Genomic DNA, 13,985 nt, shown 5'->3' on the forward strand with positions numbered 1-13,985 from the left:
TATGAAAATCCCTGAATTACTACTTGATTCCATGCTCTCTTGTACAACGATGCCCTGCTCCAGCGAACTGACACGCCTCAAAGCAGTGTATCAGTTTCAGGGTTTGGATTCTGTACCCGATCGGGCATTAGATGACTTGACAGCACTGGCGGCCGATCTGTGCCAAACTCCAATGGCACTGGTGAGTTTTATTGGAGCCGATCGCCAGTTAATTAAGTCTAAAGTGGGAATCGCATTAACAGAAATTCGACGAGACCTCACATTTTGTAACTACACCATTCGCCAGTCAGATGTATTTGTGATTCCAGATACCTTGGCTGATCCCCGCTTTGCCACCAATCCCTTCGTTATAAATGCTCCCAATATCCGATTTTATGCCGGAGTTCCCCTGATAACGGCTGGCGGTTGCGTTCTGGGTACACTCTGCGTCATGGACTTTGAACCGCGCGATCTGGGCCAGAAACAACAGAAAGGATTGCAGACACTCAGCCATCAAGTAGTGGCGCAATTGGAGCTAAAGCGCAACACCACGAAGCTGCGTCAAATGATCCCGGAAATCAAACAACTAAAACAGCAATTGATTATTCAGGAATTGGTTGGTCAACAAGATTCAATTCTGTTTAATCTGGCAAATCAAATCCGTAATTCTTTGGATCTGGACACGATTTTACAAACGGCAGTAAATGAGATTCATAGTCTGTTGCAAGTCGATCGCTGTGACTTTGTGTGGTGTCTGCCCAACAAAGATCGGTTCAACTTTATGGTGACTCATGAAGCGACTAACCCAGAGATTCAGATGGTGTTGGGAGAACTTTCCCTTGGGCCAGGCTCCATTCTGGCAGAAACTATCTTAAATCTAGAGATGCTACGGATTGAGGATGTTTCTACTACCTCAGAAGCACTCACCCCGGAGGATCGCGCCCTGCTGCATCAACTGGCAGTAACCTCGGTGCTGTTGCTACCACTGAGAACCCATTCTGGTCAATTGGGTGCTATTGTTTGCCATCACTGTCGCGGTTCGCGCCAATGGACTGATAGCGAAGTCCGGTTACTCAAAGCTGTCACAGATCAAGTAGCGATCGCTCTCGATCAGGCAGAACTGCTTGCCCAAACACGAGCAACCGCCTTTGCCGCTCAAACTCAAGCCACCTATCTGGGGAATGCACTGAGCCAGTTACAAGAAACCCAAATGCAACTGGTACAGCAAGAGAAGATGTCGAGCCTGGGACAATTGGTGGCCGGAGTTGCCCACGAAATCAACAACCCGGTCAACTTTATTAACGGTAATATTGCTTATGCAACCAACTATGTTCGGGATTTGCTGGAACTATTGCATCTTTATCAGGCAACCTATCCCAATGGAACTGATGCTATTCAGGAAAAGATAGAGGCTATGGATCTTGATTTCTTGATGCAAGATTTGCCTAATTTATTGTCGTCGATGCAAATGGGTGGAGAAAGAATTCGGCAAATTGTCCTATCTCTGCGGAACTTCTCGCGTCTGGATGAAGCCGAGATGAAACCTGTGGATATCCATGAAGGGATTGAAAACACGTTGTTAATTTTGAAGAGTCGCTTGAAATTAACTAGTGCCAAGTTTGAGATTCAAGTGATTAAAGCATACGATAATTTACCGCCTGTTGATTGTTATGCGGGGCAATTGAATCAAGTATTTATGAATCTTTTGGGTAATGCGATCGATGCCTTAGATGAAACGCCTAATCCGATCGTTACCATTCAAACAGAACTCATTAGTAGAGAAAAATCGGGTAATTCCGATCTATCTCAATTTTCCCACGCAGATAGTGTAGTGATTCGGATTCGAGATAACGGTTCTGGGATGACAGAAACAACCCAGCAAAAACTGTTCAATCCATTCTTCACCACCAAACCCATCGGCAAGGGAACCGGGCTGGGACTGTCCATCAGCTACCAAATTGTGGTTGAAAAACATGGCGGCATTTTGAAATGCTCCTCAGAACTTGGGAAAGGCAGCGAGTTCTTGATTCAAATTCCGGTTGAGCCTCTGGTTAAAAGTACTTAAAGTATGTATAAAATTATCAACATATCAATTGTTCAAGTCTGACTTTGGGAATGCTAGGCTAAATGCCAACGATGATTGACTCATCGACTTGTAAAGTATGTCAAATGGTACGACAAGCTCACCGATTGTTCTCGCGCTTGATGATAGCCCTGTGATTCATCAAATGATTAAACGAGCGTTAGAACCGGACTATCAAGTAATAACAGCCGCTAACGCGGTTGATGCTCTGTCGGTCATTTATCATCAACGGATTTCAGTCTTGCTATTGGATGTGCAGATGCCGGATGTAAACGGGTTGGAGTTTTGCCGCACGGTGCGGAGCCTGCCCCAATTTCAGCATTTGCCCGTGATTATGGTGACTTCTCAAGATTCCCCCTTCGACCGGGTGAAGGGTCATCTGGCGGGTGCAACAGAATATCTGATCAAACCTTTTGATGCTGAACAATTGCGCGAAGCTGTACGAAAATTTATTGGCTCCTGATTACAGACATTACACAGATGATAAAATATCAAATGGACAAAAGATGTCTAAGAATGTTTAGAGTTGATGTAGCAGATTCGATTCAGTAGCATGGGAGCAATTTCGCCGATCGCCAAAATATGTTGGGCGGCTCCCAGAGCGATCGCTTCTTTGGGCATCCCGAAGACAACGCAGGTTTGTTCATCCTGGGCAATGGTAGTGCCTCCGGCTTGGGCGATCGCTTGTAATCCATCTGCACCATCCCGTCCCATGCCAGTCAGCAAAATACCAACCGCCGATCGCGGGTAGCAGGTGGCAACGGCTTGAAACAAAGCTGTAACGGAGGGACGATGCCCGGAAACAGGAGGGGTGCTGATGGCGGTTAATCGCCCTTGACTGTCGAGTTGCAGGTGTTGTCGTTCGGGAGCAAAGTAGACAGTACCCGGTTTGGGAAATTCTCCCGGTTGGGCGATCGTCACCCGCAGGAAACATTCTGCTGCTAGCCAATCTACCAGTCCTTGCAGAAATCCTTCGCTGATATGTTGGACGCACAGAATAGGTACGGGAAAGTTTGCAGGCAGTTGTTTTAGGATCGCGTACAATGCCTGGGGGCCGCCTGTGGAGGCTCCGATCGCCACGACTTTGGGCAGCGACGGGGAATTACGAATGGGGAATTGCGAGTTACTGACAGGTTTTGAGTTGAATGGTTCTGGCTTACTTTTGGGGCTAACAGGATGCATTCTGGGTTCTACCGTCGCACGGGAAGTGTGGCGAGTAAAGACTGTAACCCCTGCCAGAACTTTGATCCGGTTGATTAATTCGTGCTTGACTTGTTCATAGTCGGAAAGTGAGTCAATGTTAGGTTTGGGAAAAACATCCAAAGCACCCGCTTGCAGCAGTTTAAAAACATTGCGGGAATCTTCTTGAGTGTTGACGGAGGTGCTGATCACCAGAATGGGACGGGGATAGTCTGCCATAATCCGGCGGGTGAGTTCCAGTCCATCCATTTTGGGCATGTGTAGATCGGTGCAGATTACCTGGGGCTGTGCGGCTGGAATTCGCTCTAATGCTTCCACACCATTGGAAGCAGTTCCCACCACATCCACTTCCAGGGAACTCGCCAGAATCCGCTTGAGGATGGTTAAGGCGACGAGGGAATCCTCCACCAGAAAGACACGAATCGGGGCAGGGTTTTTCATCAATTGACAGTAAGTTGAGATTTTAAGAGAAAATTATTCTTCATTCATCCGAAAACCTCTACACTAACCGTTTGAGGGTTGACAGCAAGGCTTCTTGATTAAAGCTGCCTTTGATAATGTAGGCATTGGCTCCGGCTTCCGCACCCCGGCGTTTATCTTCATCGCTGGCAAGCGAAGTAACCAGGATAATTGGAAGTTCGCTATATTCTTGATATTGGCGGATTTTGGCAGTTAACCCCAAGCCATCGAGATTTGGCATTTGCACATCGCTAACAACGGCATCAACAGCGTGCGATCGCAGCTTGTTCAATCCATCCAAACCATCCACAGCAGTAATTACTTGATAGCCTGCGGTTTCTAAAATCCGCTTTTCTTGCGTGCGTGTGGCAATAGAATCTTCAACTAATAAGACGGTTGGTTTTGTAGGCGCAACTTGACGAGTGTGGGTAGAAGAGAGGGATTGCGATCGCGATCGGGCTGACTTTACCAAATCCTGGGGATTCAGCACCATACACACATCTCCAGTGCCTAAAATTGTTGCCCCGGAAACATTGCGGACTCGTTTAAGTAAATGACTTTGGGGTTTAATCAGTACATCTTGCTCATCCACTAAGGCATCCACCACTACACCTAGTTGTGCTTGCCCAACCTGAAGAATAATACAGGAAAGTGCTGTTTCTTGAGTTAACCCAGATGGCATCGGGGGCAGTTCTAATAGATCGGCCAACTGCACAATCGAAATGGGTTGACTATCCCGAATTATTGTGTCCCGTCCCTCCAAGGGAAAAATCTCTTCTGACTTGATTAAGCAAGCGGTTTGTACAAACTCCACTGGGATGGCATAGGGCATTTGGTTCACTTGCACAATCAAGACATGGGCGGTTGCCAAGGTGATACCGAGATTGACGCGCAGCGTACATCCCAGTCTGGGAAACGATTCTACCTGAATCGTACCTTTCAATTTCTCGACATTGGTTTGCACCACATCCAACCCCACACCCCGTCCTGATACTTCTGTCACTAGGGGGGCTGTTGAAAATCCTGGTGCGAAGATCAACGCCTGGATCTGGCTGGGAGTCATTGCTGCTGATTCTTCCTCCCCGCAAATGCCCCGTTTCACCGCTATTTGTTTGATTTTATCCAGGTCAAGCCCCCGGCCATCATCACTGATTTCCAGCACAATGTTAGTGGGGGTTTGATAAGCTTTGAGCCGAATCGTTGCCGTTGTTGGTTTTCCTAGCCGTTCCCGTTCTTGTGGTGACTCAATCCCGTGATCGATCGCATTTCGCAGGATGTGCATTAGCGGATCTTTCATTTCTTCCAACAGGCGTTTGTCGGCAAGGGTGTCTTTGCCTTCCAGGATTAACTCCACCAATTTTCCCTGCTGCTGCGCCAGATCGCGCACCATCCGTGGGAAGAGGTTGAAAATCGTTGCAAAGGGCAGCAATCGCAGGGTACGAATACCTTCTTCTAGATCACTACTTAGTTGTTCCAGTCGGGTTGTGTCTTCCGAAAGGGAACTCTGCAAGGTTTTCACCAAATGGCCCAATTGCTCTAATCGTTTTTCCGAGTGATGATGAAAAGTTTCTAGACGTTGGAGGGCGACATCGCCTTGTTGCTCTCGGCTGAACGCAAACCGATTAGTGAATAAATCTCGATTCCATTCTTCCCACAAATTAGCGATCGCCTCAATTTCTCCCAGCCGATGAGCAATCCGAATTTTGGTTACAGTTAACTCTCCTGCTTGCGTCATCAACGTATCCAGGTGGCGAGTACCAACGCGGATGGTTTCGATGCGGTAGCTAGAAGAGTGCTGAGTGCTGAGTGCTGAGTGCTGAGTGCTGAGTGCTGAGTGTGGAGTGCTGAGTGCTGAGTGTGGAGTGTGGAGTGTAGAGTGTAGAGTGCTGAGTGTGGAGTGTGGAGTATGGAGTGTAGAGTGTGGAGTGTAGAGTGTGGAGTGTGGAGTGTGGAGTGTGGAGAATGCAGAGAGGATCTTTTCATTCTCCGTATCTCCTTGTCCCCTTGTCCCCTTGTCCCCCTCATCCCCCTCATCTACCCCTGCTCCCCTTGCTCCCATCAATTCTGCCAGAACAGAAAAGGTATCAACCCTGGCAGGTTCTCCGGTGACGGCTTCATGAACGAGTTTGCGGATAGCGGCGATCGCATGAGCAAGGCGTTCATAGGGCGTGTCTGTTGTGCCATTGCCCAACGAGGATGCAGGGTTTTCTTGTTGCTTGAGTTGAGTCAAAACATGCTCAATTTGATGTGCCAGAGTGCCTATATCTTTGATTCCTAGCATATTGGCATCGCCTTTGAGAGAATGCGCCTCTCGCATCAAGGCTTCCAGGACAGCCAGATCGTCGGGATGGTTTTCCAGATGCAGCAATCCATCATCCAGGTTTTGCAGGTGTTCTTCGCTGGCTACTTTGAAAACGTCTCTCAGTTCTTCATCATCGATCATAATAGTTTTAAGTAGTTAGAGGTTGAGCCAATACGCTTCGGATAAGCATTTTTCACAATCGAGTTTGGTCTGGGGAATGGGGTTGCGGGTAAAGGATGTATTCAAAAACTTTCCCCTTTTCCCTTTCCCCTTTAACCAAACCATAGTAAGGGTTGAGCGACTAAATGGTTGCCTTGAGTGCTTGCGCTGACTCGTTTAGTTGTTGAGTACCAGAGCGGATCTGGCTAATGCCACTGGCAGTTTCACGCGCAGCAATATTTAGGTCATTCATGGCAGAGACAATTTGCTGAATGGCGATCGCTTGCTGGTTGATATTGAGTGAAATCTGTTGACTATTGATGACGATGTTATTCACTGCACCTTCTACACCAGCAAAGGATTCTGACGTTTCCTGGGCAATTCGCGTCCCTTCTTCCACAGTTTTAGTGCCTTCATGGGTGACAACGACAGTGATGTTAATGGCAGATTGAATGTCCCCTACCAAGGTGCTGATCTTTTCGGTTGATTTTTTGCTCTGGTCTGCTAATTTGCGAATTTCCGCAGCGACAACGGCAAAGCCTTTACCATGCTCCCCTGCCCGGACTGCTTCTACAGCCGCATTTAACGCCAGCATATTAGTCTGATTTGCCAACTCGCCCACCAGACCGGAGATACTGTCAATCTGCTTGGTTTGTTCATTTAAGCGTGTGATATGCTCCGCAATGGCTGCGACTTTCTGCTGTAGGGTTTCCATGCCCTTGAGGGTGCGTTTTACAGCATCAGCACCGTTACCTGCAAGGATCAACGCCTGCCGTGCGCCTGCTACCGCCGATTCTGCCTGTTCGGCTGACTGCTGCGATGAGGCTCCCAATTCATCGATGGTGATAGTGGTTTGATTGACAGAAGTTGCCTGCCGAGTCGCAGTCCGTTCTTGCTGCTCAACCGTAGCGGCGATTTCATTGGTAGAGGCAGCCATTGTTTGAACAATTTGAGCAATTTTGCCTGTCAACGGTTTAGCAATTTTGTTGCTCAGAAAAAATCCTAGTAAGATTGCCCCCAGAGGCCCAGCAATAATACCAGTAAGCACCCAACCTGTGGTCAAGCGGGTATCGTCACTGGCAGCTTTATTTGCATCTTCAGCAGTATCCTGATTAATTTTGATCAGTTGCAACAATGAGTCAGTTGCCGCCGCAAAGGAAACATCATTTTCGATAACAGCGTTTTGTTTGAGTTTTGTCAGTCGATCGGCAGCAGCGATCGCTACCTTCATTTCTGGAGAATTTTCTCGCTTCTGGCTGGTCAATTCCAGCTGTCTGGCAGTGGGGTTTACAACACCTAACCGGGCAAAATCCTGGTAAGCCTGAAGATAGGCAGCATGATCTTGCTTCCACGCCTGCCACTGTTGCTTAAACGTCTGATAGAGTTTATCCTCGTCGCGCGTGCGGGGCGTAGTTTCATATTCCTCAAGACCTGCGTCAATCTGCTTCCAGGCTGCCTGCATTCGATTTAACTCAGACTGTTTGGTTGCGGAGGGTAGTTCGGGGTTGGTAATCGCTCGTTCTGCCGACTGGATCTGAGTCTGCCCTTCATTAACTCTCCACAATCCGTCGATGCTGGGGAGGCTGTTATTACTGAGGGTGTCGATATGGCTACTTAATTGATGAGTACCCCGCCAGCCGAAAAACCCTACGACCATGACGATACCGCCCATCAGCAAAAATGAACCCATCAATCGTCCATGCAGAGACATATTTTTTAACATAGCTGTAACTCCAATATATTTTTAGACAACGGCTTTTAGTTCTTGGGCGGCATCATTCAGTCTTTGGGTGCCGACTTTAATTTGACTAATGCCAGAGACGGTTTCTCTGGCGGCAATGTTGAGTGAGTTCATGGCTTCTACCACCTGTTGCACTGCGATCGCTTGTTGATTGGAAGTAAGGGAAATTTGTTGACCATTTATTGCGATCGTTTTGATGGCATCTACAATCTTTTCTACAGTTTTCGTGCCTTCACCAGTCACCATGACGGTGGAATTGGTTGATTTTTGAATGTCTAAAACCAGTACATTAATTTTTTCAGCCGATCGCTTACTCTGGTCTGCGAGTTTGCGAATTTCGGTAGCAACAACCGCAAAGCCTTTGCCATTTTCCCCGGCTCGCACCGCTTCTACTGCCGCGTTGAGCGCCAGCATATTAGTTTGACTTGCCAAGTCGCTAACCAGGGTGGAGATCGTGCCGATTTGATTGGTTTGTTCGCTCAAATGGAGAATTTGGGCGGCAATGTCGCCTACTTTCTCGCGTAGACTCGATTTGCTGAACTGACCCTCTTGAGTGCGACCGTCTACCAGCAACAACACCTGCCGCGCGCCTGCGGCTGAGGCTTCTGCTTGTTCGGCAGACTGGCGCGATGAAGCCGCCAATTCATCCATTGTGGTAGTGGTTTGGTTGACAGAGCTGGCTTGTTGCATGGTGGTGCGTTCTTGCTGCTCAATTGTTGTGGTAATTTCGATTGTAGAAGCAGCGATCGCGCTGGCAGAAGCGTTCATCTGACGGGCAGTGCGGCTAATGACCCAGATGCCAATCAAAACAGATAGTACTAGGGAGACTCCACTTGCTAACATCACCGTGAGCTTGAGAGCATTAAGCGCCTCTTGCTGCTGTTTCGCGGCGTTTGCAACAATCTGGTCTTCTCGAAGCTGTATTTGTTCGATCAGGTCTACAACATCCTCAACTAGAGAGTGGGCATTTCCCTTGATCCAGGTTTCAACGGCTTCTCTAACTTTGCCCTCATCTACCTTTGCAATCAGGTCATACTGCAAAGCAGTTAGGTTATTCAGCAGTCCCTCCAGTTTGGTTAAAGACTGTCGTTCCTTTTCTGATCGGGCAAGTGTCATCATTTTTGCGAGAAATTCCTTGGAGTCCTTTTGAGACTGGCGGTAGTCCTCAAGCGACTGTTGATTTTTTGCCAACAAATAGCCTCGGATTGACTTAGCACCACTTTGCACATTAACATTAAGGTCACTAACGACTGAATTTACCTCGTAAGAAGCAACTAAGTCTTCCGATCGTTTGTTCACAGTGTTGATATTCATAATCATCACACCGGCAGAAATTAACAATGCCAGCACGGGAACGGCATACCCGCCAATAATCCAGTATCTTAGTCTCCAGTTTCGCTTGCTTTCCATCTTGTTGTTATCTTTTGTGAGTGAATGAGTTCAAGGATTTCTAGATATTGCCATCACACAATTTTGGATTTTAGATTGACCCCATAAAGCTAAGGTGTACACACAAGTTTCTTGATCTGCACCTTTGTTGCATCGACTCGCACCTTTGTTGCATCGACTCGCACCTTTGTTGCATCGACTCGCACCTTTGTTGCATCAACCTGCACCTTTGTTGCATCGACCTGCACCCTTGTTACATCGACCTGCAAATAATTAACGAGGAAGGGGTCATTTCCCCCTGCCCTCTGCCCCCTGCCCCTACACAACACTCTGTAATTTGTAGGCTGCATCATTGAGTTGGTGAGTGCTAATGCGAGTCTGACTGATGCCGATCGCTGTTTCTCTAGCAGAGCTATTAAGTGCATTCATTGCCTGTAAAATTTGCTGAACCGCAGTGGATTGCTGGCTAGCGTTTAACGAGATTTGCTGAATATTCAATACCATCCGGTTGACGGACTCGGTAACACTGGTAAAGACCTCCACCGTCTGCTTAGTTATTGCCGCCCCCTGTTGAGCAGTTTTTGTACTTTCATCTGTCATCACAACGGTTGAGTTGATGGCGGATTGAATATCATTGACCAGCACATTAATTTTTTCAGCCGATTTCTTGCTCTGGTCTGCCAGTTTGCGAATTTCAGCGGCGACGATTGCAAAGCCCTTCCCCTGTTCCCCCGCGCGGACTGCCTCTACTGCCGCATTTAGCGCTAGCATATTGGTTTGATTTGCTAAGTCACTCACCAACCCGGAAATACTGCCAATTTGCTTAGTTTGTTCGTTCAGGCGCAGCATTTGGTCTGCTACAGCACTGACTCTGTGGCTCAAGGCTGCCATTCCTTCCAAGGTGCGGTTCAGTGATTGATTGCCTTGATCTGCTAAATTTAAGACCTGTTGAGCGCTGGTTGAGGCAGTGGATGCTTGCTGGGCAGATTGTTGGGCAGAGGCGCTGAGTTCGTCCATTGTAGTGGTGGTTTCGCTAACCGAGACTGCCTGTTGATTGGCAGTACGCTCTTGTTGCTCGATTGTGGCGGCAATTTCAGTCGTCGAGGTGGCGATGGCACTGGCTGATTCATTTATCCGTTGAGCAGTGCGGCTAATTATCCAGATGCCAGTCAAAACCGACAACAGCAAGGAAAGTCCAGTGGTGGACACAATTGTGAGCTTGAGTTTATCAAGCGCTACTTGTTGTTGCTTGGCAGCCACAATCACATTCTGGTCTTCTCGGCGCTGAATTTCATTGATTGCACTTGTCAGGCGATCAACCATACTGCGGGCATTTTCGTTACTCCAGGTTTCAATAGCTTCCTGAACCTTGCTTTGATTCACTTTGCCAATCAAATCATCCTCGACAACCATTAAATTATTTAGCAGCCCCTCTAGCCTGGTTAATGACTGTTGCTCTTGCTCTGTTCTGGCAAGCGACATTAGCTTTGACAAAAGCTCATTGAAGCTTCTTTGAGATTTTTGGTATTCGTCAAAGGATGTCTGATTTTTTTCTAACAAATAGCCCCGAACTGACTTAGAACCGCTCTGTACATTCGTGGCAAGGGCATTAATCGCTGAATTAACGTTATAGGAAGAAACTAAATTCTGCGCTCGCTGACTCACTAGGTTGATATTAATGAATATCAGCCCCGCAGAAATTACCAACGCCAGAATGGGAACTGCATAGCTACCCATAATCCAGTATCTCAGTTTCCAATTTCGCTTACTTTGCATCTTGTTATCTCTTGTGAATGAATGAGTTCAAAAATTTCCCAATATTTCTATCATTTGTAATCTTTGCGATCGCACTTTTGAATCAACGGAAAATTGCACAACATTTTGTAGTTTCTGGGCTACATTATCTCTGCGAATTTGCTGCGAATCTCATTGATGATCTGTGAAACGAAACCTAACCCTAGATTTATAAGCGTTAGACTTCTTCATTGACAACTAACACCTCTGAAGTGAGCAATTTAGATAAATTGATGATGCTCATCATGCGATCGCGATAAGGTGCGACACCCTGGAGATAGTCGTCTTTGGCAGAATTCAGGGCAATTGGAGCCGTGGTTATTTGGGAGGGATGAACATACGTCACATCAAAAATGTCATCCACAGCAATGCCCGCCACTCGTTGATCCAGACGCACAACAACAGCTTGCTGATGCAATCGCACCCCATTCATGGGCAGATCAACCACATTATTGATGTTAATTAAGGTGACAATTTCGCCCCGCAAGTTGATGTTGCCAACAATGTGCGGCGGACAGCAGGGAATCGGGGTAATCTTGTGAATCTCGGTAAACTCATGCACCGTTTCCAAGCCAAACCCGAAGTACTCACCCCCCAACCCCACAACAGCCAGAGGCAAGAGCGACGCCGAATCTTCGTCATCAATCGAACATCGGAGAGCTTCAGTTCGCTCTTGCAAAATCTGTCGCTCCTGCGAATCAAAATGATCGTATAAGCCTTGATTTAGGGCTGAATCAGAGGGGTGTTTTAGTGCGTCATTGACTGAGCCGTTGTTAAAATCAGAATTTAGATTGAAAACAGTCTCTATAAAGGCGTGTTGCACCAACAATTCGGGATTGAGCAATGTAACGATGCCCTCCTCAACGTTGGCAATGCCAGTCAGCAATCTATCCGGCAAACTCTCTTTTGATTGACCACAAACATTAGCAGCAATCCGATCGGGTGCGATCACTTGCACGCTATCCACTTGATTGACGATGATTCCGATTCGTTGAGTTTGCCACTCCAGGACAATCATGCTGTCAGTCAATTGAAAAGGGGGACGTGCTTGTTCTAAACGGTGATATAAATCCATCACGGGGAGAAACTTTCCTCGCAGGTTAATCACGCCTAAAATTGTGCTGGGAGTTTGTGCGATCGCAGTCACTTCTGGCAGAAAGAAGAGTTCTTGCACGGCTGTAGCCGGAATGCCATAGCGTGAGTGATTGAGGTTAAACATTAAATAAGATTCATGGCTCATAACTAGTTGAATTTAAGTGCTTAAGAACGTGTGCTTTTAATTCAGCAGTGGTTTGCTGGTTATGGGAATCGATCGCTTGTTGGGGTAGATTTTGCAAAATTTCTAGAAGCGATCGCCAGGTTTTTTGAGCCTGTTTTTCATTTCCCTCTCGTTCGTATATAGAACCCAATTCCAGGTGAGCAGTAACAGAATTAGGAGCGAGATAAATAATACGTTTTAAAAATAATTTGGCGCTGTCGCGATCTCCTTGCTCTTCAGCGATTTGAGCCAATAAATGATAGGGTTCGATCGCCAATGGGCTGATCTGGAGTGCCTGCTGACACGCCTGATTCGCCTGGGAGTAATCGCCAAAATTCGCGTAAGCTTCTGCCATCAAACAATATGCCTGAAAGTCTTGGGGGGCAAGAGCAATCAGTTGTTGCGCTATTTGAATGACATCGGCATAAGCTTCTTGAATTAGCGATTTTTTGGCTGCATCTAAAAGAGTTTGAGTGTTTGCGCTCACGTCGAACCCCATCCCCAAGGTTGAGAGAGAGGGGGAAGAAATTTTGGTTTCCCTGCTCTCAATGGCAGCAGGTGTTATGCTATTCAAGACTTTGCTATGCTCGTTGAGCAAGGTATGCCTTTGATAAACCGCAGATTGCGGAAAATTTTTGACTTTAAACGGTTCAGTTTTTTGCCCGTGTAATTCGGTGTGGCCTGTGAGCAGAAAACCTCCCGGTGTCAGAGAGCAGTAAAATTTGTCTATAATTTGTGCGATCGCGTTGAAGTCAAAATAAATAAACACATTGCGGCAAATAATCAAATCGAAATCGTGAATCCTGGATGCATAAGCAGGAAAGTTATCCTGCATCAGGTTTCCAGGTTGAAACGTAACCATTGCTTGAATAGCAGGATCGATTTTCCAACCTTTTTTGTGGGATCGAAAGTAGCGATTTTTGATCTCTGGAGTGGTTGTCCGAAAAGACCAATCGCTGTAAATTCCTTGTTGAGCCAGGGCGATCGCGGGTTGATTAATATCTGTGCCTAAAATCAGAATGTCCCATGTCTCATTGTCAGGGATCAGTTCCTTCACCAGAATGGCAAGTGAGTAAGCTTCTTCACCAGTGGAACACCCGGCACTCCAAAGCCGTAATGTCGGCCGATAAAATTCTCCATTAGCAGGGTTGCGCTGAGTTAAACTAAGCTCCCGTTTGCGCTCGATTAACTCTGGCAGCAGCTGATTTTTGAGCAGCGACATCTGCCCCTGATCTCGAAAAAAATAAGTTTCAGTGACAGTGAGTAAAGAGATTAGTTCTCGCCACTCTGTCGCACCAGGAACTAATTGATTTCTTGCCACCAAGAACTGATAGTATTCATTGAGTGAGGATAATCCCAGTGCCCGGATGCGAGTTAAAAGATTTTTCTTTAATGTATCTTGATAGTGTGGCTTGATGTGAATACCGAATGTATCAGCAATCAGAGCAACCATTTGTGACAAACTAAAGTCATCACTGTGTTGAGAATTGGATTCAAATAAAATGGGGCGATCGCTGCCTATCTGATTCATCGCTACATGATTTTTGGGCGGATAGGCTTAGGTTTCCCATTTCAACTACCGTTACATCTATTTGATGACATCAGCTTAGAAACAGGGTTT

General features: G+C 46.8%; 9 protein-coding genes. 2 read left to right on the forward strand and 7 right to left on the reverse strand.

Features of this window, described 5'->3' with window-relative positions:
- Nucleotide 1 precedes the first annotated feature (1 nt).
- Nucleotides 2-2,044 carry a GAF domain-containing protein gene (locus RMY27_RS09430; protein WP_322662530.1) on the forward strand — a complete coding sequence of 681 codons (2,043 nt, stop codon included), beginning with the start codon at nt 2-4 and terminating at the stop codon, nt 2,042-2,044.
- A gap of 97 nt (nt 2,045-2,141) precedes the next feature.
- The gene (locus RMY27_RS09435; RefSeq protein ID WP_322662532.1) at nt 2,142-2,525 is read left to right on the forward strand and encodes a response regulator; all 384 of its coding nucleotides are present in this window, start codon (nt 2,142-2,144) and stop codon (nt 2,523-2,525) included.
- 47 nt (nt 2,526-2,572) lie between these two features.
- Here the strand turns inward: RMY27_RS09435 and cheB are convergent, their stop codons facing one another.
- The 7 genes from cheB to RMY27_RS09470 all read right to left on the reverse strand — a co-directional run bounded on the left by cheB (nt 2,573) and on the right by RMY27_RS09470 (nt 13,895).
- Nucleotides 2,573-3,703 carry a chemotaxis-specific protein-glutamate methyltransferase CheB gene (gene cheB, locus RMY27_RS09440; protein WP_322662534.1) on the reverse strand — a complete coding sequence of 377 codons (1,131 nt, stop codon included), beginning with the start codon at nt 3,701-3,703 and terminating at the stop codon, nt 2,573-2,575.
- A 58-nt stretch (nt 3,704-3,761) separates the two neighbouring features.
- Nucleotides 3,762-6,164: a hybrid sensor histidine kinase/response regulator gene (locus RMY27_RS09445; RefSeq protein WP_322662536.1), complete on the reverse strand. Its 2,403-nt coding sequence runs from the start codon at nt 6,162-6,164 to the stop codon at nt 3,762-3,764.
- Between the two features lie 160 nt (nt 6,165-6,324).
- Nucleotides 6,325-7,905: a methyl-accepting chemotaxis protein gene (locus RMY27_RS09450; RefSeq protein ID WP_322662538.1), complete on the reverse strand. Its 1,581-nt coding sequence runs from the start codon at nt 7,903-7,905 to the stop codon at nt 6,325-6,327.
- A gap of 21 nt (nt 7,906-7,926) precedes the next feature.
- A complete protein-coding gene (locus RMY27_RS09455; RefSeq protein ID WP_322662540.1) occupies nt 7,927-9,333 on the reverse strand; it encodes a methyl-accepting chemotaxis protein in 1,407 nt (468 codons plus the stop codon).
- A gap of 297 nt (nt 9,334-9,630) precedes the next feature.
- Entirely contained in the window at nt 9,631-11,088 is a 1,458-nt protein-coding gene (locus RMY27_RS09460; RefSeq protein WP_322662542.1) for a methyl-accepting chemotaxis protein, read from the reverse strand.
- 196 nt (nt 11,089-11,284) lie between these two features.
- On the reverse strand, nt 11,285-12,346 hold the full coding sequence (locus tag RMY27_RS09465) for a chemotaxis protein CheW (RefSeq protein ID WP_322662544.1): 1,062 nt from the start codon (nt 12,344-12,346) through the stop codon (nt 11,285-11,287).
- Entirely contained in the window at nt 12,336-13,895 is a 1,560-nt protein-coding gene (locus tag RMY27_RS09470; protein WP_322662546.1) for a CheR family methyltransferase, read from the reverse strand. Before RMY27_RS09470 ends, RMY27_RS09465 begins: the two co-directional genes overlap by 11 nt.
- Between the last annotated feature and the right edge of the window lie 90 nt (nt 13,896-13,985).

The organism is Nostoc sp. DedQUE09, from assembly GCF_034530915.1.
GTDB lineage: Bacteria > Cyanobacteriota > Cyanobacteriia > Cyanobacteriales > Nostocaceae > Nostoc.